Below are 23,125 nucleotides of genomic sequence, written 5' to 3'. Positions count from 1 at the left end.
CATCGAGGCTGTGCGGCACCGCATGGACCGGCGACGCTGGCGGGCCTAGCCCTTGCTCCCGTCGCCGCGAGCCGATCGGCGCGGTGGCGGAACCGTTCTTGTCATGCTGTCCAAGTTTCTGATAATCATCGAGAAACTTGCCGTATTGTACCAAGGGCGGCGGTCAAGATTTCTCAGGTGGATATCGTTTCCATGACATCCGGCGCTCCCGCATCCGAAACCGTCGCCCCGCCCGCGGGACTGCTGCCGCAGGAACTGGACCTGGCGCGGCTCATCGTCTCCGTCCTGTCGCTCGAGATCGCGCCGGAGGAGATCGAGCCCGAGGCGCCGCTGTTCAACCAGGGCCTCGGCCTCGATTCGATCGATGCGCTGGAGATCGCCCTGGCCGTTTCCAAGACCTATGAGGTGAAGCTGCGCTCGGACGACGAGCGCAACCACCGGATCTTCGCCTCGCTACGCAACCTCGCCGCGCATATCGAGAAACATCGGCCGCGGTGACACGATGGCCGGCATCGCGGCCGGCCTCGGCGCCGGCATAGGGGGCGGGGGCCCCAGCCGGGAGACGCGGGAGCGCCGGCCGCCGATCGTCCAGGGCCCGCGCCTGCTCGCCGCCATCCTCGGCACGCCGCTCGGCGCCATGCTGCTGCTGCTCGGGCTCGAGGCGGCGGCCGGGGCGGCGATCCTGGATGCCGCCGGCCGGGCCGGGCCGGCGCTGCTCGCCGCGCTCGGCAACCTGGTCGCCGGCCTTCGCTTCGGCCTCACCCTGCTGCCGGGGCGCGAGCCGCTGATCTCGCGCTATTCCCGCTTCGACGCGGCCGGGATGCCGGATGCGGACGGGCGCTACACGCGGCGCCTCACCCGGCTCTGGGCGCTGCTGCTCGGCGGCTTCGCGCTCGCCTTCCTCGCCGCCGCCCTCGGCCTCGGCAGTGCCGCGCCGCTCGCCCGGCTGCAGCCGCTCGCCTGCCTCGGCCTCTTCCTCGGCGAGCATGCGCTGCGGCGGCGCTGCTTTCCGGGCCTCGGCCCGGTCTCGCCGCTCGGCACGCTGCGCGCCATCTGGCGCTGCCACCGGCAGGTGCGGCATGCGCCCTGAGCAGGGGGCGGCGCTGCCGCTGACCGATCGCCGCCTGGATTCGGTGATCTGCCGCCGCGACGGCCGGGCGATCACGGTCGGCGCCCTGCTCGCCGCCGCGGCCGAGCTCGCCCGCCGCCTGCCGGAGGGCGCGGCGCCGCAGGCGATCAACATCTGCACCGATCGCTGCCGGATGCTGGTCGGCTTCGTCGCGGCGCTGCTGCGCGGGCATGTGACGCTGCTCAATGCCGATCCGGCGCCGCAGCGGCTGCGCGCCCTCGCCGCCCGGCATCCCGGAGCCTATCTGCTGGTTGATGGCCCCGTGCCGGAGGCACCAAACCTCTATGCGCCGGAGGCACCAAACCTCTATAGGCCGGAGGCACCAAACCTCTCTATGCCGGAGGCGCCCGGCCTGCCGGTGCTGCAGGTGCCCGAGGTCGAGCCGGATGCCGGGGAGGGCGCGCCCCCGCCGGCGCCCGCTATCCCCGCCCGGCGGATCGTCGCCATCGGCTTCACCTCCGGCTCCACCGGCACGCCGACCGAGCACCCCAAGCCCTGGGAGGCGCTGGTCGCCGCGGCGCAGGCCGCCGCCGAGCGCTTCGCCCTCGACGACCCGGCGCAGCCGCCGGCCAGCCTCGTCGCCACCGTGCCGCCGCAGCACATGTACGGCTTCGAGACCACGATCATGCTGCCGCTCTGGGCGCCGGTGGCGATCCATGCCGGCGCCAGCTTCTTCCCGAACGACGTGCTGGACGCGCTGGAGAGCCTGCCCGCCCGCCGGGTGCTGATCACCACGCCGCTGCATCTGCGGGCGCTGGTCGCCGAGGGCCGCCGGCCGGCGCCGCTCGCCGCCGTCATCTCGGCCACCGCGCCGCTGCCGCCGGCTCTGGCCGAGGCGGTGGAGCGGGGCTGGGGCGCGCCGATGCTCGAGATCTACGGCGCCACCGAGGCCGGCTCCATGGCCAGCCGGCGCAGCCTGCTGGAGCCGGACTGGCTGCCCTATCGCGGCGTCAGACTCGCCCTCGGGGCAGCCCCTGGGGCAGCTCCCGGGACAGTCGAGGTGCCGGGACTCGGCGAGGTGGCGCTCTCCGACCTGCTGGAGCCGCAGCCGGATGGCCGCTTCCGGCTGCTCGGCCGGCGCGGCGACGTGGTGAAGCTCGGCGGCCGCCGCGCCTCGCTGGCCGATCTCAACCGGCGCCTGCTGGAGGTGGAGGGCGTGACCGATGGCGTCTTCCTCGCGCCGGAGGATCTGGAGCGCGACCCGGCGGCGCGGCTGATGGCCTTCGCCGTCGCCCCCGGCCGCTCCGCCGAGGCGGTGCTGGCGGCGCTGCGGCAGAGCGTGGAGCCGCTCTTCCTGCCGCGGCCGCTGCTGCTGGTGCCGGCGCTGCCGCGCGACCGGCTGGGCAAGCTGCAGCATCGGAGCCTCGCGGCCCTGCGCCTCGCCGCGGCCAAGGGGGAATGATGGGGGGCGTGATGCCGGACGCCGCGCCGCGCCGCTTCACCCTGCCGCCGGAGCATCCGGCGCTGCCGGGGCATTTTCCCGGCCGCCCCATCGTGCCGGGCGTGCTGCTGCTCGATGCGGTGATGCAGACGGCGGGGATTGGCCAAGGGATCACTGGCCAAGGGATCACTGGGCAGGGGATCGAGGAGTGGCGGCTGCTGCGGGCGAAATTCCTCGCCCCCGTCGCCCCGGGCCAGGCGGTGGAGATCGAGCTCGCCCCGCGCGGCGCCGACCGCCTCGCCTTCCAGTGCCGCTGCGACGGCGCCCTGGTGCTGCACGGGGAGTTCGCATGTCCGCCGCGCTAGGGCCCCAGGGGGCGGGTGCGGGCGCGGCTGCCGCACGGCCGGCGCCGGAATGGACCCGGGCGCAGGAGCGCGGCAGCCTGGCGCTCGCCCGCTTCATGGTCTGGCTGGTGCGCCGCATCGGCTGGTGGCCGGGGCATGCGCTGCTCTACCCGATCGCCCTCTATTTCCTGCTCGCCTCGCCGCGGCCGCGCGCCGCCGCCCGCGCCTATCTCGCCCGCGCCCTCGGCCGGGCGCCGCGCTTCGGCGACCTGTTCCGGCTCTACTTCGCCTTCGCCTCCACCATCCTCGACCGCGTCTTCCTCGTCACCGGCGAGACACGGGGCTACCGGGTCGAGCTGCACGGGCTGGAGGCGCTGCAGGCCCGCATCGCCGCCGGGGAGGGCTGCCTGATCCTCGGCGCGCATCTCGGCAGCTTCGAGGCGCTGCGGCTGGTCGCCGATCGCGGCTGCCCGGTGGATGTCGCCGTCATGATGCATGAGGCGAATGCGGCGCGGCTGAAGGCGGTGTTCGACGGGCTGGGCGGCGCGGCGCGGGCCGCATCGGTCATCCCGCTCGGCACCGCCGCGGCGATGCTGCGGGCGAAGGAATGCCTGGAGCGCGGCGGCTTGGTCGGGCTGCTGGCCGACCGGGCGCCGCGCGCCGAGCGGGTGCTGGAGGTGCCCTTCCTCGGCGCCCCGGCGCCGCTGCCGACCGGGCCGCACCTGCTGGCGGCGGTGCTGGACGCGCCGGTGATGCTCGCCTTCGGCCTCTGGCGCGGCCCGCGGCATTACGAGGTACGCTTCGAGCCCTTCGCCGAGCGGCTGCCGCCAGGCCGCGCCGGGCGCGAGGCCGCCATCGCCGAGCGGGTCCGGCGCTATGCCGCCCGCCTCGAGTCCCTCTGTCGGGAGCACCCCTACAACTGGTTCAATTTCTACGATTTCTGGCACCGGGACGCGGCATGAGGCGCCGCGCCCTGCTGCTTGTCGGGCCCGCCCTGCTCGTGCCCCGCCTGCTCGCGGGGGCGGCGATTGCCGCCGAGCCGGCGCCGCCCGGCCTCGCCGCGCTGCTGCGCCGCTTCGCCGCCATCCCCCGCTCCGAGGCCCGCTTCTCCGAGAGCAAGGCGATCCCCGAGCTCGACCTGCCGCTGCCGAGCCAGGGCACGCTGTCCTGGCAGGCGCCGGACCGGCTGGAGAAGCGCACCGCCAGCCCGATCGAGGAGGTGCTGCGGGTCGCCGGCGATCGCCTGGTCTATGAGCGCCCCGATCGCGGCATCCGCCAGGAATTCAACCTCGACGACCAGCCGGAGATGCGGGCCCTGGTCGAGGCGATCCGCGGCACGCTGGCCGGCGACCTCGCCGCGCTGCAGCGGCACTACGAGATCGGCTTCGATACGCTGCCGGAGGAGGGCTGGCGGATGACCCTGACGCCGCGCTCGCTGCGGGTCCGCGCCGCGGTGCAGCGCATCCTGGTCTCGGGCCGCGGCCCGCAGGTGCTGCAGGTGGAGACCGAGGGCAATGGCGGCGTCTCCCGCATGCAGGTGACGCCGGGGCCGTGACCGATGGAACCGAGGCGGCGGGGACCGGCGGCCGCCGCGCCGCCGCGCGGCTGCTGCTGGTGCTGGCCCTGCTGGCCGGGCTCGGCGCCGGGCTCGGCCTCGGCATCGGGCTGCGCACCGACCTCACCGGCTTCCTGCCGGCCGGGCGCAGCCCCGCCGCCGCCTTCCTGCTCGACGAGCTGCGCCGCGGCACCGCCACCACCCTGCTGCTCGCCGGCATCGAGGGGGCGCCGGAGGCCGAGCTCGCCCGCCTCTCGCGCGAGACGGCGGCGGGGCTGCGCGCCTCCGGCCGCTTCGCCCTCGTCGGCGACGGCACCACCACCCTCTCGGACTCCGAGCGCGACCTGCTCTTCCGCTACCGCTACCTGCTCTCGCCCGAGACCCGGCCGGCGGCCTTCACCGCCGAGGCGCTGCGGGCGAAGCTGCAGGCGCTGCTCGACGGACTGCGCTCGGCCGCCTCGCCGCTGCTCGCCCGCTTCGGCTTCGCCGACCCGACCGGCGCCTTCCTCGGCCTGGCGCGGGAATTCCTCGCCGATGCACGGCCCGAGACGCGGGACGGCGCCTGGTTCGCCCGCGGTGCCGAGCCGCCGCGGGCGCTGCTGCTCGCCCGCATCGCCGGCGCCGGCGGCATGGATGCCGCGGCGCAGGGGGCAGCGATCGCGGCCTTCCGCGCCGCCTTCGCCGCCGCCCATCCCGGTCCGGCCCGGTTGCTGCTGAGCGGGCCCGGCGTCTTCGCCAGCGAGGCGGCGGTGGCGATCCGCGGCGATGTCGAGCTGATCAGCCTCGCCTCCGGCCTGCTGCTGGCCGGCTTCCTCTGGTGGCGCTTCCGGTCGCTCTGGCTGCTCGGCCTGGTCGCCGTGCCGCTCGGCGCCGCCACCATCGCCGGCTTCGCGGTCGCGGCGCTTGCCAGCGGCGGGCCGCCGCACGGCATCAGCTTCGGCTTCGGCATGACCATGCTCGGCGTCGCGGTGGACTACCCGCTGCTGCTGCTCGGGCTGCGGCGGCCAGGGGAGGCGCTGGGGGCGACGGCGCGGCGCATCTGGCCGGTGCTGCGCCTCGCCGCCGCCTCGGCCGCGCTCGGCCTCGCCGCCATGCTTGGCTCCGGCCTGCCGGGCCTGGTGCAGCTCGGCCTCTTCGCCGGCAGCGGGCTGCTGGTGGCGGCGGCGGTGACGCGCTGGGGCCTGCCGCATCTGCTGCCGACAGGGCTGCGGATCGAGGCGCGGCCGCTGCCCGGCTGGATCGCGGCCGGGCTGGCGGGGCTGCGCGGCCGGCCACGGCTGGCGGCGGGCGCGATCGGCCTCGCCGCCCTGCTGCTGGCGGCGCTCGGCGGCCCCAGCTGGCAGCGCGACATCGCGGCGCTGAGCCCGGTGCCGGCGGCGGCGCAGGCCCTCGATGCCGAGCTGCGGCGGCAGATCGGCGCGCCGGACGTGCGCGTGCTGATCGCCCTCGGCCCCGGCACGGAGGAGGCGGTGCTGCGCGCCTCGGAGCGGCTGGAGGCGGCGCTGCGGCCGCTGCTCGGGCCCGGCGGCGCGCTCGACGGGCTCGACCTGCCGAGCCGCTGGCTGCCGAGCGCCGCGACCCAGCATGCCCGCGCCGCCTCCCTGCCGGCGCCGGGGGCGGCCGAGGCGGCGCTGCGCGAGGCCATGCGGGGCCTGCCCTTCCGCGCCCAGGCCTTCGACCCCTTCCTCGCCGGCTTGGCCGAGAGCCGCGACCTGCCGGTGCTGACCGCCGCCCGCCTCGGCGCCGAGGCGCCGGTCCTGGCGGCGCGGCTCTCGCCGCTGCTGAGCGGTGAAGGCAATGCGGTGCGCGGCATCGGCCTGGCCCAGGGGGTGCGGGACCCGGCGGCGCTGGCCCGGGCGGTCGCCGGGCTCGGCGACCCGCAGATCCTGCTGGTCGACATCAAAGCGGAGACCGAGGGGCTGCTCGCCGCCTATGCCCGCGCGACGCTGCTCTGGGCGCTCGCCGGCGGCGGTGCGGTGCTGCTGCTGCTGGGCCTCGGCCTCGGCGGGGCGCGGCCGGCGCTGCGGGTGGCGGCGCCGATCGGCGGCGCGCTGCTCGTCACCCTCGCCGCGCTGGCCGTGCTGGGGAAGGGGCTGACGCTGTTCCAGCTCGCCTCGCTGCTGCTGCTGGCCGGGCTCGCCATCGACTACGCGCTGTTCCTGGCGCGGCCCGGCGGGCAGGCGGCCCCGGATGCAGCGGCCCGCGATGCGCCCAGTTCGGGCGCGGTCTTGAACTGCGCGGTCGCGACCTTATTGACCTTCGGGATGCTGTCCTTCTGTGAGACCCCCGTATTGCGGGGCATCGGCGTGACCGTCTCGGTCGGGGTGGCGAGCGCCTTCCTCCTCGCCCTGGCCATGGCCCCGGCCAGGATGTCCGGGCGCGCCGATGGCTGAGGGCACCGCCATGCCGCCGCTCGCCCTGTCCGCCGCCACCGCCGTCACCGCCCTCGGCCGCGGCACCGGGCCGCTCAGGGCGGGGCTGCTGGCGCGCCGGGGCGGGCTGCAGCCCTGCGACCTGCCGGACATGCCGGAGGGCATCTGGATCGGCCGCGTCGAGGGGCTGGAGGCGGTGGCGCTGCCGCCCGCGCTCGCTGGCTTCGCCTGCCGCAACAACCGCCTCGCCGAGCTGGCCCTTGCCAGCGACGGCTTCGCCGAGGCGGTCGCGGCGACGCGCGCGCGGCACGGCGCCGGCCGCATCGCGGTGGTGCTCGGCACCAGCACCGCCGGGATCGAGGAGACCGAGCAGGCCTGGCGCCGGCGCGGCGCCGACGGCGCCCTGCCGCCCGAGTTCGACTATGCCCGCAGCCACGACCTGCAATCCCTGCCGCGCTACGTGCGGGCGCGGCTCGGGCTGCGCGGCCCGGCGCTCGCCTTCTCCACCGCCTGCACCTCCGGCGCCCGCGCCATCATGGAGGCGGCGGCGCTGATCGGCGCCGGCATCGTCGATGCCGCCGTCGCCGGCGGCGTCGACACGCTCTGCCGCATGACCCTGCACGGCTTCGCGGCGCTCGAGGTGCTGAGCCACGGGCCGACCCGGCCCTGCGCCGCCGACCGCGACGGCATCAGCATCGGCGAGGCGGCGGGCCTGGTGCTTCTGGAACGGGCGGGGCAGGCGCCGGCCGGGGCGATCCGCCTGCTCGGCGCCGGGGCGAGCAGCGACGGCCACCACATGTCCTCGCCGCATCCGGACGGGGAGGGCGCCGTCGCCGCCATGCGCATGGCCCTCCGCTCGGCCGGGCTGGCGCCGGGGGAGGTCGGCTATGTCAACCTGCACGGCACCGGCACGCGGGCGAATGACGCGATGGAAGACCGCGCCGTGCACCAGCTGTTTGGCGACCGGGCGCCCTGCAGCTCCACCAAGGGCTGGACCGGCCATGCGCTCGGCGCCGCCGGGGCGGTCGAGGCGGTGATCGCCGCGCTCTGCCTGGAGGAAGGGCTGGTGCCGGGCTGCCTCGGCATCGCCGCCGCCGATCCGGCATTCCGCTGCGACATCGTCACCGGCAACCGGGCGGCGCCCGGCCTGGCGCGGGTGATGAGCAATTCCTTCGGCTTCGGCGGCAGCAATTGCAGCCTCATTCTTGGCCGCGCCGAATGAGCGGCCTGCGCTGCCGCATCGCCGGCATCGGCCTGCTCGGCCCCGGCCTGCCGGGCTGGGCGGCGAGCCGGCCCATCCTCCTCGGCGAGGTGCCCTGGACGCCGGCCGAGCCCGTCATCCCGCCGCCGGCCCTGCTGCCGCCGACCGAGCGGCGGCGGACCAGCCTGGTCATCCGCCTGGCGCTGGCCGCGGCCACCGAGGCGGCGGCCGGGGCGCCGGACCGCGCCGCGCTGGAGACGGTCTTCGCCAGCAGCAATGGCGACGGCGCCATCATCGGCAGCATCCTGGCGGCGTTGCACGAGCCCGCCGGCGTGGCCCTTTCGCCGACCCAATTCCACAATTCGGTGCACAACGCCCCGGCCGGCTACTGGCACATCGCCGCCGGCTCGGCCGCGCCCTCGCTCAGCCTCGGCGGGCATGACGACAGCTTCGCCGCCGGGCTGCTGGCGGCCGCGACCGCCATCGCCGCGCGCGGCGGCCCGGTGCTGCTGGTGGCCTATGACGCGCCGCTGCCGCCGCCGCTCGATGCCGTGCGGCCGACCGGGCTGGCCTTCGCCGCCGCCCTGCTGCTGCGGCCGGAGCCGGCGGCGGGGGTGCCGCTGGCGCTGCGCTTCCGGACCGAGCCGGCCGCGCCGCCAGCATCGGGCGATGCGCCGGGCGATGCGTTGGACGCGCTGGCGGCGGGCAACCCGGCGGCGCGGGCGCTGCCGCTGCTGCGGGCGCTGGCCGCCGGGCGGGCGGCGCGCCTCGCCTTGCCGCTGCTCGAGGATGCGCATCTCGCCGTCGAGCTCGGCCCATGCTGAGCCCTCCGCCGAATCCGGTGCTGGATGCCGCGGCCATCGCCAGGCTGGTCCCGCATGCCGGCGCGATGTGCCTGCTCGACCGGGTGCTCGCCTGGGATGCGGCGCGGATCCGCTGCGAGACGGAGCGGCACGCCGCCCTGTCCAACCCGCTGCGCCGCGACGGCCGGCTGCCGGCGGTCTGCGGCCTGGAATTCGCCCTGCAGGCCATGGCGTTGCACGGCGCGCTGACCGAGGGGGGGATGATGGGCGGTGCGAGACCGCAGCGGGCCGGCTTCCTCAGCAGCCTGCGCGAGGTGGCGCTGGCGGTCGAGCGGCTGGACGACATCCCGGGCCCGCTCACCATCGCCGCCGAGGCGCTGGCGGCCGAGACGCGCGGCTTCATCTACCGCTTCGAGGTCGCCACCGGCGATGCGGTGCTGCTGGCCGGCCAGGCGGCGGTGATCCTGCCGGAGGGGGCGTGATGGGGGAAGCGAGAGGACGCCTCGCCCTCGTCACCGGCGGCGCCAGCCCGATCGGCGCCGCCATCTGCCGCCGCCTCGCCGCGGACGGCCATGCCATGCTGGTGCATGCGCATGCCGGGCTGGAACGGGCCGAGGCGCTGGCCGCCGCGCTGCGCGCCGGCGGCGCCCAGGCCGCCGCCTTCGCCTGCGACCTCACTGACGCCGCGGCGACGGCGGCGGCGCTGGAGGCGCGGCCGGCCGGCGGGGATCGCCTGCGGGGTCCCGTGCAGATCCTGGTGCACAATGCCGGCACCCATGCCGATGCGCCGCTCGCCGGGATGAGCGAGTCGCAGTGGCGCGGCGTGATCGACGTCTCGCTGAACGGCTTCTACGCCGTGCTGCAGCCGCTGCTGCTGCCGATGATCGGCACGCGCTGGGGGAGGATCATCGCCATCTCCTCGGTCTCCGGCCTGATCGGCAATCGCGGCCAGGCGAATTACGCGGCGGCCAAGGCGGGGCTGATCGGCGCGGTGAAGTCGCTGTCGCTGGAATACGCGGCGCGCGGCGTCACCGCCAATGCCGTCGCGCCCGGCATCATCGAGAGCCCGGCGGTCGCCGCGGTGCTGACGCCGGAGCGCATCGCGCAGCTGGTGCCGGCCCGCCGCGCCGGGCGGCCGGAGGAGGTGGCCGATCTCGTCGGCTTCCTCGCCTCCGAGCGCGCCGGCTACATCACCGGCCAGGCCATCGGCATCACCGGCGGACTGGGTTGAGCCCGGCGTCGGTCACGGCTTCCCGGATTCGACGATGATGCCGTTCTGCAGGTTCTGCACCCAGCTGTTGTAGTTGCGGTGGATGACCCGCCCGTCATAGTCGAGATTGCTGCTCGAGACATAGCGGATGCTGAAGCGCCGCGTGTCGTAGGGGATGTCGACCACCGCCTGATGGGTGCGGAGGTTGAGCGTGCCGCGCATCAGCCCCGGCCCTCTCGGCTCCATCGCCCAGCCGAGCTCGGCGCCGGCGCGGCGGATCTGGTCGCCGCGCTGGTTCAGCGTCGCCTGGCCGATGAAGCTGCCGCCGCCATCCTGGATCGGCGCGGTGCGGTTGCAGGCGGCGAGGCCGCCCGCGGCGAGCAGGGCGAGGATGGGGAGCGTACGTCGGGTCGAAGGCATCGGTCCCTCCCGGTTCCGGCGCGGCGAAGTCCGCGATCGGTTCTTGCGCGGACAGGATAGCAGCGATGCCGCTGGCCCGCACGCCGGGGAGGGAGAGCGGCGGACCGGTCACCTGACCACTCCGAGGCCCCGAATGGCCAAGCCACCGGAGGCAATGCCGGCGCTTGAGGGCAGCGATGGATCACCATCGCTGCCGGCCGGCATGAGGTGGCGGCCGGGCATGGCCGGCCGCCCCGCCTCCATCACGCCTTGAGCTGCGTCCCGATCGGCAGCTCGCGGATGCGCTTGCCGGTCGCGGCGAAGATGGCGTTGCAGAGCGCCGGGGCGAAGACCGGCAGGCCCGGCTCGCCGACGCCGCTCGGCGGCACGTCGAGCCCGGCGGGCACGATATGCACCCGCACGTCGCGCGGCGCGTCGTCGATGCGCGAGACCTCGTAATCCGTGTAGTTGGACTGGACGACGCGGCCCTGCTTGTAGGTGATGGCGCTCTTCGTCGCCAGCGACATGCCCATCACGCAGGCGCCCTCGACCTGCGAGCGGACGCGTTCCGGGTTGACGAAGAAGCCGCAATCGATGGCGACGTCGACGCGCGGCACGGAGAGATTGCCCTGCTCGTCCACCGCCACCTCAACCACCGTCGCCACATAGGTGACGAAGCTGCGATGCGCGGCGATGCCGAGCCCGTGCCGCGGCGGCAGCTTGCGGCCCCATTCCGCCTTCTCCGCCGCCAGCTCGACCACCTTGCGCAGCCGCCCGGTATCGATCGGGTATTTCCGCGGATCCTCGTTGTAGTTCCAGAACTCGGTCGAGTCCTTGCCGACCGGCAGGTCGACGATCCGCGCCGGGCCGATCAGCTCCAGCAGGTAGTCCTTCGGGTCGCGGCCGGCCGCATGCGCCATCTCGCCGACGAAGGAATGCGCGGCGAAGATGTGCGGGATGTTGATCACCGAGCGGAACCAGCCGATGCGCGTATGCGCCTCGGCCGCGCCGTTCTCGATGCGCATGTTCGGGATGGCGAAGGGCGTGTCGTAGAGGCCCATCCCCACCTCGAAGCCGGCGCCCTGCTTCGGATCGGGCGCGAAGATGCTGACGATGGTCGGGAAGACGCTGCGATGCATCCAGCCCACCGCCTTGCCGTCGGCGTCGAGCCCCGCCTCGAGCTTGTTGGCCTGGACGGTGTGGTAGTAGCCGTTCTGGATGTCGTCCTCGCGCGTCCAGACGACCTTCACCGGCTTGCCGTCCATCGCCTTGGAGAGCAGCCCGGCCTCGATCGCATAGTCGCATTTCGACTTGCGGCCGAAGCCGCCGCCGAGCAGCTCGATATGCACCGAGACGTTCTCCATCGGCACCTTCAGCCGCTCGGAGAGCTCGCCGCGCACCGAATAGGGGCTCTGGGCGCTGGTCCAGCACTCGACCTTGCCGTCGGCGATGCGGACCGTCGCGGCCGGCGGCTCCATCGTCGCATGCGCGAGATGCGGCGCGTAGTACTCGGCCTCGATCTTCTTCGCGGCCTTGGCCATGGCGCCGTCGAGGTCGCCCTCCTTGCGCAGCACCTTGGCCGGCTTGCGGGCGGTCTCGGTGATGGCGGCGCGGTAGGCGTCGCTGTCGTAGGAGGCGTTCGGGCCGTCCTTCCAGGTGATCTTCAGGGCCTCGCGGCCCTGCATCGCCGCCCAGGTGTTGCGCGCGATCACCGCGACGCCGCCGAGCGGCAAGAACTTGGCCGGCGGCGGCGTGCCCTCGAGCCGCACCACCTTGACCACGCCCGGCACCTTCAGCGCCGCCGAATCATCCACCGCCTCCACCGTGCCGCCGAAGACCGGCGGCCGCGCCACCACGGCGAAGAGCATGCCCGGCAGGACGGTGTCCTGGCCGTACCTGGCGCGGCCGGTGGTGATGTCGAAGCCGTCGACGATCGGCAGCTCCCCCTTGCCGATGTAGCGGAAGGCCGAGGCCTCCTTCAGCTTCAGCGTCTCGGGCTTCGGCACCGGCAGCTTCGCCGCCTCCGCCGCCACCTCGCCATAGCCGAGGCTACGGTTGGTGCCGGCATGGACGAGCTGGTGGTTGCGCGCGCTCACCTGCTCCGCCGGCACGCCCCAGCGCTTGGCCGCCGCGGCCTCGAGCATCTGGCGCGCCGCGGCGCCGCATTCGCGCATCGGCTGCAGGAAGTGCCGCGTCGAGCGCGAGCCGTCGGTGTCCTGGTTGCCGTAGCGGATCTCGTCGCCCGGCGCCTGCTCGATCCGCACCTTCGACCAATCGGCCTCGAGCTCGTCGGCGATGATCATCGGCATGCCGGTGCGCACGCCCTGGCCCATCTCGGCGCGGTGGCAGATGATGGTGACGATGCCGTCCGGCGCGATGGAGACGAAGACCAGCGGGTCGTTCACCACGCCATGCGGCATGGCGTCGGCGCCGAATTTCGGCTTCGGCGCGTCCTCCACGGCGCGTGCTGGCGGCACGCGGAGCGCGAGCAGGAAGCCACCGGCGGCGGCGCCCTGCAGCAGCAGGCGGCGGGAGGGTTTCTCGATGCGCAGATCGGTCATGTCACGCCGCTCCCCGTGCCGCGGCCTTGATGGCCGCCCGGATGCGCTGATAGGTGCCGCAGCGGCAGATGTTGCCCTGCATGCTGGCGTCGATCTCCTCGTCGGAGGGCTGCGGGGTCTGCTGCAGCAGCGCCGCCGCCTGCATGATCTGCCCGGCCTGGCAGTAGCCGCATTGCGGGACGTTGATGGCGCGCCAGGCCTTCTGGACCGGATGGTTGCCGTCCGGGCTCAGCCCCTCGATGGTGGTGATCGCCTGGCCGTCGACATCGGCCATGGCCGTCGCGCAGGCGCGCACCGCCTCGCCGTTCAGATGCACGGTGCAGGCGCCGCAGGCGGCGACGCCGCAGCCGAATTTGGTGCCCGTCAGGGCCAGCTCGTCGCGCAGGTACCACAGCAGGGGCATGGCGGGATCGCCGTCATAGGCGCGCTCCTCGCCGTTGACACGCAGCTTGACCATGGAGTTCCTCCTCGACCGGCGCAGAGCACGCGCATGGGCTGAAAGGGAACGCCCTCACGCACGGCTCATGCAACTTTTCATCGTATTCGCAACGATACGGCATCGTCGCGGATTGTCCGGCCTCGATAGTCTAGGGCGCGAAGGCGGCTTCGGTCATCCTCCGCACAAGATTGGGCCGCCCGCTGGAATCACGCTTCCGTGCAAACGCCCTCTGCCCTGCGGTCGCGGCGCCGCGGAATGCGGTTCGGTTCCGCCCCGATCCGCTATAGGCTCGGTTGCGTATCAGGGAGCACATCGCGCCGCCATGCCATCGAGGAGGACGCCCGCCGTGCGCGCGGCCGAGGCGGCCGGCATCCGCTTCCGCCTGCTGGAATACGACTACGATCCGGACGCGGAAGCGGTCGGGCTGCAGGCAGCGACGGCCATGGGCATCGAGCCCGCGCGGGTCTTCAAGACGCTGGTCTGCCTGCTCGACGGCGGCGAGATGGTCTGCGCCGCCATCCCCTCCGATGCGCGGCTCTCGCTGAAGGCGCTGGCGGCGGCGGCGGGTGTGAAGCGGGCCGACATGGCCGATCCGGCGCGGGCCGAGCGCGCGACGGGCTATGTCGTCGGCGGCATCAGCCCCTTCGGCCAGCGCAAGCGCCTGCGCTGCTTCGTCGATGCCAGCGCCAGGCAGCATGCCGAGGTGGTGGTCAATGGCGGCCGGCGCGGCTTGCAGATCGCCCTCGCGCCCGACGACCTGGCGACGGCGATGGAGGCCGTGGTCTGCCCGCTGCAGGCGGAGTAGAAGGCCCCGACACGCGCCGCCGCCCGCCCTCCCGCCATGGTTCCGCCGCGGCGGGCGCGCCATGTCGCGTCGGCAGGCGGGCCGGCACCGGATCAGGGGGAGAGAGCGCATGCGGGCTTTGGTGGTGGACAAGCCGGAAGCGGGGCAGACCGCCCGCGCCGCCTTCCGCGACCTCGCGGAGTCCGAGCTGCCGGACGGCGAGGTGGTGGTGCGCGTCAGCCATTCCACGGTGAACTACAAGGACGGCCTCGCCGTCACCGGCCGCGCGCCCGTGGTGCGGCGCTTCCCGATGGTCCCGGGCATCGACCTCGTCGGCCTGGTCGAGAGCTCCTCCAGCCCGCAGGTGAAGCCGGGCGATGCGGTGCTGCTGAACGGCTGGGGCCTCGGCGAGACGCATCCGGGCGCCTATGCGCCGCGGGCGCGGGTGAAGGCGGACTGGCTGGTGCCGCTGCCGCAGGGCATGGCGCCGGCCGAGGCAGCGGCGATCGGCACCGCCGGCTACACCGCCATGCTCTGCGTCATGGCGCTCGAGCGGTACGGCCTCACGCCCGATCGCGGCCCGGTGCTGGTCACCGGCGCGGCGGGCGGCGTCGGCTCGGTCGCCATCGCGCTGCTCTCGGCGCTCGGCTGGTACGTCGCGGCGAGCACCGGCCGGCCGGAGGAGCAGGGTTATCTCGAATCCCTCGGCGCGAAGGAGATCGTGCCGCGCGACCGCTATGCCGGCGGCGCCGCGCGGCCGCTCGGCAAGGAGGTCTGGGCGGCGGCGGTGGACACCGTCGGCTCGAAGACCCTGGCCGGCCTTCTGACCGAGCTCCGCTACGGCGGCGCCGTCGCGGCCTGCGGTCTGGCGCAGGGGATGGACCTGCCGGCCTCGGTCGCGCCCTTCATCCTGCGCGGCGTCGCGCTGCTCGGCGTCGATTCCGTCATGGCGCCGCGCCCCCTGCGGCTGGAGGCCTGGTCGCGCCTCGCGCAGCAGCTCGACCGCGGCAAGCTCGCGGCGATGACGAAGACCATCGGCCTCGACCAGGTGCCGGAGACCGCCGAGGCGATCCTCGCCGGCCGGGTGCGCGGCCGCGTCGTGGTCGAGATCGGCGGATGAGCGCCGTGCCGGCGCGGCGGCGGGCGCTGCTCGGCGCCGCGGGCCTGCTGGCCGCGGCCGGCAGCCGCCCGGCGCGGGCGCAGCCCTGGCGGCCCTCGCATCCGGTGACCATCATCGTGCCCTTCGGCGCCGGCTCCGGCACCGATGCGGTCTCGCGCATCCTGGCGCAGTTGCTGGAGCCGGTCTGGGGCCGGCCGCTGGTGGTCGAGAACCGCGCCGGCGCCAACGGCATGCTGGCCGCCGTCGCCTGCGCCCGCAGCGCGCCGGACGGCCACACGCTGCTGATGACGACGAACACGCCGCATGCCGCCAATCCGGCGCTGATGAAGCGGCTGGACTACGACCCGATCGGCGACTTCACCGCCATCAGCCGCACCGGCAACTACAATTTCTGGCTGGTGGTGCCGGAGGGCTCGCCCTATCGCAGCCTCGCCGAGCTGCTGGCGGCGGCGAAGGCGAGGCCGGGCGCGCTCAGCTACGCCACGGGCAATGCGACCGGCATCGTCGCCGGCGGCGCCATCGCGGCGCAGGCCGGCGTCGAGATGACGCATGTGCCCTATCGCAGTACGCCGCCCGCCATCACCGATGTCGTCGCCGGCCGCGTCGCCTGCATGGTGGTCGATGTCTCCTCCTCGCTCGGCCAGGTGAAGGCGGGGCAGCTGCGGGTGCTCGGCGTGACGACCAAGGCGCGGAGCAAGCTGCTGCCGGAGATCCCGACACTCGACGAGGTCGGCCTGCCTGGCTTTGACGTCGCGGCCTGGGCCGGGCTGCTCGGGCCGGCGCGCATGCCGCCCGAGATGGTGCGGTCGATCAATGCCGATCTCCGCAGCGTCTGGGACCGGCCGGAGACGGTGAAGCGGCTGGGCGAGATCGGCTTCGACGGCATGAGCTCGACGCCGGAGGAATTCGCCGGCTTCATCCGCGACGAGATCGCCAAATGGGGCCGCATGGCGCGCGCCGCGGGGATCGAGCCGGAGTAGTCTATCCCCGCGACGCGCCCCCGCGGTGGGACCCGTCACACCGGCTGCGGGCGCGGGCGCGGGGCGATGCGCCAGCGGAAGGCGCCCTCGCCGAGATCGAGGCGGCGCTCGACGGTGAGGGCGAGCCGCGGGTCATGCGCCGCGACCAGCCCTTCCCAGAGCGCGTTCCAGCAGGCGAAGGCGGCGGGATGCGGATCGGCCACGCCGCGCATCAGCGCCCAGCTCGTCTGTGCCACATGATCGGCATCGTGCTCGACGCCGCGCTCGCCCTGCGCCAGGGCGATGGCGGCGAGCAGCGCCGCCGCCTCGACCGGGCCGCGGCCGGTGAGGCCCGCCGCCGCGGCCAGCGGCGCGCGCCACTGCATCCCCACCTGCCGCAGCGCCAGCCCGACCAGCGCCACCGCCTCCGCCGCGCCGAAGAGGTCGATGGCGCAGGGGATGGCGGTGCGGAGATATTCCATGGCGTAATTGCGATGCGCCTTGCGCAGCCGCTCCGCCGGCCAGTGCAGGGCTTCCACCCAGGGCATGGCGGCGGGGTCGTAATCCGGCGAGGCCTTGGCGCGGGCGAAGCGCAGCCGCTCCTCCGGCGCCAGGTCGCGCTCGTGCTCGAGGTAGTAGCCCTCCAGCGCCGGATCGCCATCCGCCACCTGACCGGTGCAGACGAAGCCGAGCCGCGGATTGCCGAGCGAGACGCCGTTCTGCGCATGCCAGCCGCGCAGCATGGCGCGCGAGACCTCGCCGGGGATGCCGCAGATGGCGGTGCCGTGCCAGAGCCAGCGCGGCGGGGTGTAGCGGATCCAGGCCTTGCGGTCGCTCTCCCGCGCATAGTCCACCGCGACGCCGCCGATGCGGTTCGAGAGGTAGTGGTACTGCGCTGCCGCGACGGCATGCGGCAGATGCGCCAGGCCGAGCTTGTGCAGCCCCGGCAGGAAGCGCTCGCGGTGCTGGCGGCGGAAGATGGCGAAGACGAGCTCGGCCGCCGCGGGCGTGCCGCGCCGCGCGACGGCGGCGAGGACGAGGCCGGTGAAGGCGGCGCGATGCAGGTCGGCGACCTCCTGCGCGAGGCCGGGATGGGAATCGGTCACGATGCGTCCTCGGCTGTACTGAAGAGATCGGCGGGGCGCGGCGCGGTGGCGGGGGGCGCATCCAGCGCCCGGGCGCCGCAGGCGCGGAGGAACTCGGCGATGGCGTCCATCTCGGCGGTGGGGCGGGTGGGGTCGTGGAAGGGATCGTCGGCCGCCGAGCCGCGCGGCACCCAGATCACCGTCTCGTAGCGGGCGCGGGTCAGCAGCACGCGATAGGTGTTGCGGATGAAGGCGAAATCCTGCGTCGCCCGCTGCCAGCGATGGCCGACGAAGGCGCGCGCCTGCCATCCCGTGCGGCCGCGGAGGAAGTCGCCGCCCCAGGCCAGCCCGACCACGTCGAGTTCCAGCCCCTGGCAGGCATATTCCGTCGCCGCCGCCTCCAGCGCGTCGGAGGCGCGCACATCCGGCCAGCGGCGGAGGAACCAGTCGGGCACCTCCTTGCCGGAGACCTCGGCCGCCAGCCCCTCCGCCCGCAGCCGCCGGGCGCCGGCGGCGCGGACCAGCCCGGCGCGGCGCCGGCCGCGGGCGAGATGGCGCAGCGCCGCCCGCAGGGCGCCGAGATCGCGCGTGATGCAATAGGGCAGGGCGGGCACCCCGGCCGCGATGCGTCGCGCCGCCGCGGCGTCGTCCTCCAGCACCGCCTGCACCCAGGCGGCGCCGGCGCTCTCGCCGACGCCGCGCATCGGCACGGTGAGGTCGAGATCGGCATCGAGGGCGAGCCAATCCGGCTGCCCCTCCGCCAGGCGCTGCACCGGGTCCGTCGCCGTCAGCACGCGCGGCGCGGCGACGGCCTGCCAGCCGCGCGACCCGCCGATCACCCGGCCCCATTCGGCGATGCCCGCCTCGCCGGTGTTGATCTCCTGGCCGTTGCCGATCAGCGCCACCACCACGGCCCAGCCCGGCCGCCGCGCCATGATCTCGAGCGTATGCGCCGGCTCGCTCAGCGTGAGGCGGGAGCGCCTGTTTTGCGTGCCGGTGCGCGCCTTGGCCTCGTCCCAGGCGCGCTGCGCCTCGTCGAAGACGATCAGCCGCTCGGGCGGCCAGCGCGCGGGATCGGTGGCGCAATCCTCGAGGAAGCGATGCACGTTCTGCAGCGCCGCGGCGGCCCGCCGCTCTGCCTCCGCCCGGCCGCAGGCGCCGCGCGCCACCGCATCGCGGGCGAGCGCCGCGCGCAGCACCGCGACCAGCGGCGCGTTGCCGGTGAGGAAGGCGGCGCCATCCTGCCGCGCCGGGCCGAAGACGGCGTTGAGGCCGCAGAGCGTCTTGCCCGCGCCGGGGATGCCGGTGACGAAGACCACCAGCCGCCGCTGCCCGGCCCGCGCCGCCGCGACATGCCGGGCGATGGCCTCGGCGGTCCGCGTCAGGCTCGGCGCATCAGCTCGGGCGGCGGCGATCTCGGCGACGCCGTGCCGCGCATAGAGCATGGTCGCCGCCTCGATGATGCCCGGCACCGGCCGGTAGGGGGCGGCGAGCCAGACGGCGCCCGAGAGCGGCTCGGCGGGGGCGGGCAGCACCGCCTGCACCCAGGCGACGAGCCGGCCGAGATCCCCGGCGCCGCAGAGCAGCGGCTCGGTCGGCTGGGTCGGCAGCAGCCAGGGCTGCGCCGGCGGCGTGAAGCCGCGCTGCCCCGCCACCAACACCGGCACGATGGCGTGCCGCCGGCTGCCGGCATGGAAGTCGCGCAGGTCGAGCGCGTAATCCTCCGCCTCGGCCAGGGCGGCGGGCGAGGGCGCGGCGGTCTTGAACTCCAGGCAGAGGATGGCGCGATCGGTCAGCAGCACCGCGTCGATGCGCTTCTCCAGCCGCAGCAGCTCGTATTCCAGCGCGAGGGTCCAGGCTGCGCCGCCGCAGGCCGCGATCGCCCGGCGCAGCGCCGCGAGCTGCGCCGCCCAGGCCTGGCCCTGATCCGGCGACCCGGCGAAGCCGCGCGCCTGCTGCGCCGCGGCGAGGCGGCCGGCGATGGCGCGCGGATCCTGCGCGAGGAATTCCGCGCCGCTGCAGGCGAACCACGCCCTCATCGCGCCCCGCGCCGCGGCCAAGTGGCGAGCAGCAGGCTGGCGCCGGTCAGCGCGAAGCCGATGCCGTGCACCGGGGTGACGCGCTCGCCGAGCAGCAGCACCGCGGTCAGCGCCGCCGTCGCCGGCAGGAAGCCGGTGAAGACGCCGGCGACGCCGGCCGGCACGCGCTGCAGCCCGGCATACCAGAGCAGCAGGCAGAGCACGCTCGCCGTCAGGCTGTGGAAGACCAGCAGCCCGGCGAGGCCGGGATCGGCGAGCGCCGCGACGGCGCCAAGGCTGGGCAGGCAGAAGGGCAGCAGCATCAGCGCGCTCCAGGCCTGCATCCAGAAGCTGGCGGTGATCACCGGCACGCGGCCGGCGATGCGCTTGGCGAGCAGCACATAGGCGGCCTCGCCGCAGACGCCGGCGAAGATCAGCGCATTGCCGAGCGCCGAGCCGGCACCGCCCGCATCGCCGAGCCGGGCGAGGGTGATCGCGCCCATGCCGCAGGCGGCGAGCGCCGCCGCCAGCCATTGCCGCGGCGCCAGCCGCTCGCGCAGCCAGAGCGCGCTGCCGAGGGCGACGACGGCCGGCAGCGTGGCCAGCACCAGCCCGCCCTCCAGCGCCGTGGTCAGCCGCAGCCCGGCGAGCAGCCCGGCATTGTAGAGCGCGGTGCCGAACAGCGCCTGCAGCGCCAGGTTGCGCAGCACCGGCCCGCCCACCCGCACCCGCCCCTCGCGCGCCCGCGCCAGCGGCCAGAGCAGCAGGCAGGCGAGCAGGCAGCGCAGGAAGGCGATCATCGGGATCGGCAGCGCGGCGGCGAGCAGCTTGGCGACGCCGACATTGGCGCCGACCAGCGCCATGGACAGCGCCAGCTGGGCATAGGCGATCAGCAGCGTGCGGCGTCCCTCTCATCATGCCGCGAAGCGTCCGTCATCGGATGGACACGTCCCGCTCCGCAGTCGCCTCCCGTTGCCCTGCCGAGGCTTCGCCTCGGCAGGCTATGACGGACTTCGGACCTTGAGCGACTCCCGGGGCCCCCGCGAAGACGCGCAGCGGCTTCGTGGGGAATCAGGGGACCGGGCGCACGTCGTCCGGCCGCTGCGGCGGCAGCTTGATGGCGAGCACCCGGAACCGCCCGCTCGTCGCCTTCGAGCCGGCATGCACCGTGCCCTTCGGGATGACGACGAGATCGCCCGGCTTCACCTCCACCTGCCTGTCGCCGAGCCAGAAGCTGCCGCTGCCGGCGATCACGTACTGGATCTCGTTGGCATCGGCGTGGAAGTGCTTCATCACGTTGCCGCTCTGCACCGCCACCGTGCCGTATTCCGTCACCACCAGGCCGCGGCTGCGCAGGTCGGTGTTGTTGATCAGCGGCCCGATCTCCTCCTCGCTCAGCGCGGCCAGGTTGACGATGTGCGGCGTCAGCGCGGGCGGCGTCGCGGTCTGGGCGCCGGCGGGCGGGGCGATGCGGGCGGCGAGCAGGCCGGCGGCGAAGGCCGCGGCGAGGCCGCAGGCGATGACGGGCAGGCGCATGGGCGTTCCTCCGGTTATCCTTTGCGCCGCCAGCCTGCCCGAGCCCGGGCGTGGCGCCCAGCCGTTTCGCGTGCCGTCCGCGCCGCGCCCTTGCCCCGCCGTCCCGGCCGGGCAAGGCTGCCGCCCGACGGGACAGCTGAGGGGGAGGGGGATGCGGAGCATGACCGGAGGCCGGATCATCCAAGGCGCCGCCTGGCTCGCCGCCGCCGCGGCGCTGCCGCGGCCGGCCCTGGCGCATCACGCCATGGGCGGGGCGGCGCCGGCGACGCTCTGGCAGGGCGTCGCCTCGGGCCTGGCGCATCCGGTCATCGGGCTCGACCATCTCGCCTTCCTGCTGGCCATCGGGCTGCTGGCGGCGGCGGCGCCGGCGCGCGGGCTGCGGGCGCTCGGCCTGGTGCTCGCCGGCGGGCTGGCCGGGGCGGCGCTGCATCTGGCGGGGATCGGCCTCGGCCCGGTGGAGGCGCTGGTCGCGCTCAGCGTGCTGCTCGCCGGCGCGCTGCTGCTGGCGCCGGCGCCGCGGCCGGCGGCGCTGCTCGGCCTCGCGGCGGCGCTGGCCGGGCTGGTGCATGGCCATGCCTATGCCGAGGCGGTGGCCGGCGCGGGGCCGGTGCCGGTGCTCGGCTATCTGGCGAGCCTCACCGTCATGCAGGCGGCGCTGGTGCTCGGCGCCATGGCGGCGGCGCGCTGGTTCGGCGCGGCGCGATCCGTGCAGCCGCGCCGCCTCGCCGGCCTTGCCGTTGCCGGCATCGGCGCGGTGGCGCTGGGCGCGGCGCTGCTGGCGTAAATCTGCACGAAGCTGCTGCGCATCGTCGCGGGAACCCGCTGAGTCGTTCAGGGCGCGGGATGCGTCACAGCCTGCCGCGGCGGGGCAACGGGAGGCGCGGGGCGTGATCAGCCCTCCGGCGCGCCCTCGGCCTGCCCGTCCTGGCGGAAGGGCGAAAGCGTCGCCAGCGCCGCCATCTCGCGCTGCATCGCCGGGCGCTCGCGGGCCAGGAACTCGCCCACCGCCCGGCGCAGCCCGGCATGCTCGATCCAATGCGCCGAATAGGTCGGCGCCGGCAGATAGCCGCGCTGGATCTTGTGCTCGCCCTGCGCCCCGGCCTCGACGCGGGGCAGCTTGTGCTCGATGGCGAAGTCGATGGCGCGGTAGTAGCAGAGCTCGAAATGCAGGAAGGGCGCATCCACCACGGCGCCCCAGTTGCGGCCGTAGAGCGCCTCGCGCCCGAGCAGGTTCAGCGCGCCGGCCACCGGCTCGCCGTCCCGCTCGGCCACCATCAGCACCACCCGGTCGCCCAGCGCCTCGCCGAGCAGCGGCCAGAAGCGGGCGTTCAGATAGGCGCTGCGGCCCCATTTGCGGTCGGTGGTGCTGCGGTAGAAGCGGTGGAAGGCCTGCCAGTGGCGCGGCGTGATCTCGTGCCCGCGCAGTGTCTTCAGCACGAAGCCGGAGGCGGCGGCGTCGCGCCGCTCGCGCCGGATGGCCTTACGCTTGCGCGAGGCGAGGGCGCCGAGGAAGTCCTCGAAGCTGCCATAGCCCTGGTTGTGCCAGTGGAATTGCGTGCCCAGCCGCTGCAGCCAGCCGGCCTCGCCGAGCGCCTGCCACTCCGCCTCCTCGCAGAAGGTGACATGCACGGAGGAGAGGCCGAGCTGGCCGCAGGCCTGCACCAGCCCTTGCGCCAGGGCGCCGGGGCCGATGCCGCTGCCCGGCCGCGTCAGCAGCCGCGGCCCCGGCACCGGGCTGAAGGGGGCGCAGACCTGCAGCTTCGGGTAGTAATTGCCGCCGGCCCGCTCGAAGGCATCGGCCCAGCCATAGTCGAAGACGTATTCGCCCTGGCTGTGGCTCTTCGCGTACATCGGGCAGCAGGCGACGAGCTGGCCGGCCGGATCGCGCAGCGCGGCGTGCTGCGGCAGCCAGCCGCTGCGGCCGGTGGCGCTGCCGCTCGCCTCCAGCGCGGCGAGGAAGGCGTGGCTGACGAAGGGGTTGTCCTCGCCGGCGCAGGCATCCCAGTCGCCCGCCGGGATCTCGGCGATGCCGGGATGCAGCGAGAGGGTGAGGGCAGGGGCGCTGTCGGGCATCTGCCCCAGCATGTGCGGTGCAGCAGGCCGAGGGCAAGACCCGCCTCCGGCGAGGGGCCGGGCGGCGAGCGGCCGCGCCGGCAGCCACCCGCCCATCGGCCACCACCAGAACCAGAGCCGCCACCAATCGGAGGGCCGCCAGCCGGAGAGCATGCG

Annotated in this window: 23 protein-coding genes; 15 read left to right on the top strand and 8 right to left on the bottom strand. The window is 74.8% G+C overall.

Annotation, left to right across the window (positions count from 1 at the left end):
- The first annotated feature begins 192 nt into the window (after positions 1-192).
- The 11 genes from HJG45_RS06000 to fabG are packed head-to-tail and all read left to right on the top strand — an operon-like array spanning position 193 to position 10,016.
- Entirely contained in the window at positions 193-498 is a 306-nt protein-coding gene (locus HJG45_RS06000; protein WP_171611166.1) for a phosphopantetheine-binding protein, read from the top strand.
- A gap of 4 nt (positions 499-502) precedes the next feature.
- Positions 503-1,090, top strand: coding sequence for a hypothetical protein (locus HJG45_RS05995; RefSeq protein WP_171611165.1), 588 nt, complete (start codon positions 503-505; stop codon positions 1,088-1,090).
- Positions 1,080-2,531 carry an AMP-binding protein gene (locus HJG45_RS05990; RefSeq protein ID WP_171611164.1) on the top strand — a complete coding sequence of 484 codons (1,452 nt, stop codon included), beginning with the start codon at positions 1,080-1,082 and terminating at the stop codon, positions 2,529-2,531. Before HJG45_RS05995 ends, HJG45_RS05990 begins: the two co-directional genes overlap by 11 nt.
- An 11-nt stretch (positions 2,532-2,542) precedes the next feature.
- Entirely contained in the window at positions 2,543-2,875 is a 333-nt protein-coding gene (locus tag HJG45_RS05985) for a hypothetical protein (RefSeq protein ID WP_171611163.1), read from the top strand.
- Positions 2,860-3,816, top strand: a complete 957-nt coding sequence (locus HJG45_RS05980) for a lipid A biosynthesis acyltransferase (RefSeq protein ID WP_171611162.1) — start codon at positions 2,860-2,862, stop codon at positions 3,814-3,816. The genes HJG45_RS05985 and HJG45_RS05980 overlap by 16 nt, the downstream gene beginning before the upstream one ends.
- Positions 3,813-4,409: an outer membrane lipoprotein carrier protein LolA gene (locus HJG45_RS05975; protein WP_171611161.1), complete on the top strand. Its 597-nt coding sequence runs from the start codon at positions 3,813-3,815 to the stop codon at positions 4,407-4,409. The genes HJG45_RS05980 and HJG45_RS05975 overlap by 4 nt, the downstream gene beginning before the upstream one ends.
- Positions 4,406-6,802: an MMPL family transporter gene (locus HJG45_RS05970; RefSeq protein ID WP_171611160.1), complete on the top strand. Its 2,397-nt coding sequence runs from the start codon at positions 4,406-4,408 to the stop codon at positions 6,800-6,802. Before HJG45_RS05975 ends, HJG45_RS05970 begins: the two co-directional genes overlap by 4 nt.
- Positions 6,795-8,003, top strand: coding sequence for a beta-ketoacyl-[acyl-carrier-protein] synthase family protein (locus HJG45_RS05965; protein WP_254452292.1), 1,209 nt, complete (start codon positions 6,795-6,797; stop codon positions 8,001-8,003). The genes HJG45_RS05970 and HJG45_RS05965 overlap by 8 nt, the downstream gene beginning before the upstream one ends.
- Positions 8,000-8,806, top strand: coding sequence for a beta-ketoacyl synthase chain length factor (locus tag HJG45_RS05960; RefSeq protein ID WP_171611159.1), 807 nt, complete (start codon positions 8,000-8,002; stop codon positions 8,804-8,806). Before HJG45_RS05965 ends, HJG45_RS05960 begins: the two co-directional genes overlap by 4 nt.
- Positions 8,800-9,267: a hydroxymyristoyl-ACP dehydratase gene (locus HJG45_RS05955; RefSeq protein ID WP_171611158.1), complete on the top strand. Its 468-nt coding sequence runs from the start codon at positions 8,800-8,802 to the stop codon at positions 9,265-9,267. Before HJG45_RS05960 ends, HJG45_RS05955 begins: the two co-directional genes overlap by 7 nt.
- Positions 9,267-10,016 carry a 3-oxoacyl-ACP reductase FabG gene (gene fabG, locus HJG45_RS05950; RefSeq protein ID WP_171611157.1) on the top strand — a complete coding sequence of 250 codons (750 nt, stop codon included), beginning with the start codon at positions 9,267-9,269 and terminating at the stop codon, positions 10,014-10,016. Before HJG45_RS05955 ends, fabG begins: the two co-directional genes overlap by 1 nt.
- A 12-nt stretch (positions 10,017-10,028) precedes the next feature.
- Here fabG and HJG45_RS05945 read toward each other — a convergent pair whose 3' ends face one another.
- From HJG45_RS05945 to HJG45_RS05935, 3 genes are all read right to left on the bottom strand, one after another.
- Positions 10,029-10,415, bottom strand: coding sequence for a hypothetical protein (locus HJG45_RS05945; protein ID WP_171611156.1), 387 nt, complete (start codon positions 10,413-10,415; stop codon positions 10,029-10,031).
- A 242-nt stretch (positions 10,416-10,657) separates the two neighbouring features.
- Entirely contained in the window at positions 10,658-12,955 is a 2,298-nt protein-coding gene (locus tag HJG45_RS05940) for a xanthine dehydrogenase family protein molybdopterin-binding subunit (RefSeq protein ID WP_171611155.1), read from the bottom strand.
- 1 nt (position 12,956) lies between these two features.
- Positions 12,957-13,412 carry a (2Fe-2S)-binding protein gene (locus HJG45_RS05935; RefSeq protein WP_171611154.1) on the bottom strand — a complete coding sequence of 152 codons (456 nt, stop codon included), beginning with the start codon at positions 13,410-13,412 and terminating at the stop codon, positions 12,957-12,959.
- A gap of 328 nt (positions 13,413-13,740) precedes the next feature.
- On the opposite strand from HJG45_RS05935, the gene ybaK reads away from it, so the two are divergent.
- From ybaK to HJG45_RS05920, 3 genes are all read left to right on the top strand, one after another.
- Positions 13,741-14,199, top strand: coding sequence for a Cys-tRNA(Pro) deacylase (gene ybaK, locus HJG45_RS05930; RefSeq protein WP_368040519.1), 459 nt, complete (start codon positions 13,741-13,743; stop codon positions 14,197-14,199).
- 109 nt (positions 14,200-14,308) lie between these two features.
- Complete coding sequence (locus HJG45_RS05925) at positions 14,309-15,298, top strand: MDR family oxidoreductase (protein ID WP_171611152.1); 990 nt, start codon at positions 14,309-14,311, stop codon at positions 15,296-15,298.
- The gene (locus HJG45_RS05920) at positions 15,295-16,278 is read left to right on the top strand and encodes a tripartite tricarboxylate transporter substrate binding protein (protein ID WP_171611151.1); all 984 of its coding nucleotides are present in this window, start codon (positions 15,295-15,297) and stop codon (positions 16,276-16,278) included. The genes HJG45_RS05925 and HJG45_RS05920 overlap by 4 nt, the downstream gene beginning before the upstream one ends.
- A 35-nt stretch (positions 16,279-16,313) precedes the next feature.
- On the opposite strand, the gene HJG45_RS05915 is transcribed toward HJG45_RS05920, so the two are convergent.
- The 4 genes from HJG45_RS05915 to HJG45_RS05900 all read right to left on the bottom strand — a co-directional run bounded on the left by HJG45_RS05915 (position 16,314) and on the right by HJG45_RS05900 (position 20,896).
- The gene (locus tag HJG45_RS05915; protein WP_174890390.1) at positions 16,314-17,363 is read right to left on the bottom strand and encodes a hypothetical protein; all 1,050 of its coding nucleotides are present in this window, start codon (positions 17,361-17,363) and stop codon (positions 16,314-16,316) included.
- Complete coding sequence (locus HJG45_RS05910) at positions 17,360-19,381, bottom strand: DNA/RNA helicase domain-containing protein (RefSeq protein ID WP_171611150.1); 2,022 nt, start codon at positions 19,379-19,381, stop codon at positions 17,360-17,362. The genes HJG45_RS05915 and HJG45_RS05910 overlap by 4 nt, the downstream gene beginning before the upstream one ends.
- The gene (locus HJG45_RS05905) at positions 19,378-20,223 is read right to left on the bottom strand and encodes a DMT family transporter (protein WP_171611149.1); all 846 of its coding nucleotides are present in this window, start codon (positions 20,221-20,223) and stop codon (positions 19,378-19,380) included. Before HJG45_RS05905 ends, HJG45_RS05910 begins: the two co-directional genes overlap by 4 nt.
- Before the next feature lie 208 nt (positions 20,224-20,431).
- Entirely contained in the window at positions 20,432-20,896 is a 465-nt protein-coding gene (locus HJG45_RS05900) for a cupin domain-containing protein (RefSeq protein ID WP_171611148.1), read from the bottom strand.
- 160 nt (positions 20,897-21,056) lie between these two features.
- Between HJG45_RS05900 and HJG45_RS05895 the strand changes: the two genes are divergently transcribed.
- Positions 21,057-21,680 (top strand): HupE/UreJ family protein, encoded by a 624-nt coding sequence (locus tag HJG45_RS05895; protein WP_171611147.1) that lies wholly within the window; start codon positions 21,057-21,059, stop codon positions 21,678-21,680.
- A gap of 107 nt (positions 21,681-21,787) precedes the next feature.
- Here HJG45_RS05895 and HJG45_RS05890 read toward each other — a convergent pair whose 3' ends face one another.
- On the bottom strand, positions 21,788-22,969 hold the full coding sequence (locus tag HJG45_RS05890; RefSeq protein WP_171611146.1) for a GNAT family N-acetyltransferase: 1,182 nt from the start codon (positions 22,967-22,969) through the stop codon (positions 21,788-21,790).
- Positions 22,970-23,125 lie beyond the last annotated feature (156 nt).

This window comes from Roseicella sp. DB1501, assembly GCF_013112485.1.
GTDB lineage: Bacteria > Pseudomonadota > Alphaproteobacteria > Acetobacterales > Acetobacteraceae > Paracraurococcus.
The sequence above is the reverse complement of the archived record's forward strand: the minus strand, read 5'-3'. Positions and strand labels throughout refer to the sequence as shown.

Coding starts and splice junctions, on each gene's coding strand:
- HJG45_RS06000 (WP_171611166.1), top strand. CDS start 193: ATGACATCCGGCGCTCCCGCATCCGAAACCGTCGCCCCGCCCGCGGGA.
- HJG45_RS05995 (WP_171611165.1), top strand. CDS start 503: ATGGCCGGCATCGCGGCCGGCCTCGGCGCCGGCATAGGGGGCGGGGGC.
- HJG45_RS05990 (WP_171611164.1), top strand. CDS start 1,080: ATGCGCCCTGAGCAGGGGGCGGCGCTGCCGCTGACCGATCGCCGCCTG.
- HJG45_RS05985 (WP_171611163.1), top strand. CDS start 2,543: ATGCCGGACGCCGCGCCGCGCCGCTTCACCCTGCCGCCGGAGCATCCG.
- HJG45_RS05980 (WP_171611162.1), top strand. CDS start 2,860: ATGTCCGCCGCGCTAGGGCCCCAGGGGGCGGGTGCGGGCGCGGCTGCC.
- HJG45_RS05975 (WP_171611161.1), top strand. CDS start 3,813: ATGAGGCGCCGCGCCCTGCTGCTTGTCGGGCCCGCCCTGCTCGTGCCC.
- HJG45_RS05965 (WP_254452292.1), top strand. CDS start 6,795: ATGGCTGAGGGCACCGCCATGCCGCCGCTCGCCCTGTCCGCCGCCACC.
- HJG45_RS05960 (WP_171611159.1), top strand. CDS start 8,000: ATGAGCGGCCTGCGCTGCCGCATCGCCGGCATCGGCCTGCTCGGCCCC.
- HJG45_RS05955 (WP_171611158.1), top strand. CDS start 8,800: ATGCTGAGCCCTCCGCCGAATCCGGTGCTGGATGCCGCGGCCATCGCC.
- fabG (WP_171611157.1), top strand. CDS start 9,267: ATGGGGGAAGCGAGAGGACGCCTCGCCCTCGTCACCGGCGGCGCCAGC.
- HJG45_RS05945 (WP_171611156.1), bottom strand. CDS start 10,415: ATGCCTTCGACCCGACGTACGCTCCCCATCCTCGCCCTGCTCGCCGCG.
- HJG45_RS05940 (WP_171611155.1), bottom strand. CDS start 12,955: ATGACCGATCTGCGCATCGAGAAACCCTCCCGCCGCCTGCTGCTGCAG.
- HJG45_RS05935 (WP_171611154.1), bottom strand. CDS start 13,412: ATGGTCAAGCTGCGTGTCAACGGCGAGGAGCGCGCCTATGACGGCGAT.
- HJG45_RS05925 (WP_171611152.1), top strand. CDS start 14,309: ATGCGGGCTTTGGTGGTGGACAAGCCGGAAGCGGGGCAGACCGCCCGC.
- HJG45_RS05920 (WP_171611151.1), top strand. CDS start 15,295: ATGAGCGCCGTGCCGGCGCGGCGGCGGGCGCTGCTCGGCGCCGCGGGC.
- HJG45_RS05910 (WP_171611150.1), bottom strand. CDS start 19,381: ATGAGGGCGTGGTTCGCCTGCAGCGGCGCGGAATTCCTCGCGCAGGAT.
- HJG45_RS05905 (WP_171611149.1), bottom strand. CDS start 20,223: ATGGCGCTGGTCGGCGCCAATGTCGGCGTCGCCAAGCTGCTCGCCGCC.
- HJG45_RS05900 (WP_171611148.1), bottom strand. CDS start 20,896: ATGCGCCTGCCCGTCATCGCCTGCGGCCTCGCCGCGGCCTTCGCCGCC.
- HJG45_RS05895 (WP_171611147.1), top strand. CDS start 21,057: ATGACCGGAGGCCGGATCATCCAAGGCGCCGCCTGGCTCGCCGCCGCC.
- HJG45_RS05890 (WP_171611146.1), bottom strand. CDS start 22,969: ATGCCCGACAGCGCCCCTGCCCTCACCCTCTCGCTGCATCCCGGCATC.